Origin of the sequence: Bacillus cereus group sp. N14 (genome assembly GCF_016483555.1) — a bacterium.
Lineage (GTDB): Bacteria > Bacillota > Bacilli > Bacillales > Bacillaceae_G > Bacillus_A > Bacillus_A wiedmannii.
The window spans coordinates 1-371 of record NZ_JAEHBQ010000071.1 but is presented as its reverse complement, the minus strand read 5'-3'; the positions used below and the strand labels follow the sequence as shown (position 1 = coordinate 371).

Here is a 371-nt window from a genome sequence, read left to right as displayed (position 1 = left end):
TCACTAGTAAGTGGTTCAGCTCCTAAATATAGTCTTTCAAACTGCTTTAATTCATCCGCTTTTCCATTTTTTTCTGCATATTCCAACAACATTCTGAACATTGATGGTACTAACAGAGCTTGCTTTTTCTCTAAAAGAGTTAATAACTCTCTAGGTTCTTTGTTTTGTACTTCAGAAATAATTAACAGTTTTCCTCCTGATAAAGTAACAGGGAAAATTTCCCAAACCGAACCATCGAAGATATAGTTTAAATTTTGAAGAACAACCGTATCTTCTCCATACTTCCCTTCATCAATTTGCCAATTAGATAGATTCATTACATTCCTATTTTCAACCATTACACCTTTCGGTGTTCCTGTTGTACCAGAAGT

1 protein-coding gene is annotated in these 371 nt (G+C 34.0%); it reads right to left on the bottom strand.

Annotated features, from left to right (window positions below; translation table 11 throughout):
- A partial coding sequence (locus JDS82_RS29090; RefSeq protein WP_199714328.1) for an AMP-binding protein occupies nucleotides 1–371 on the bottom strand: 371 nt, incomplete at both ends.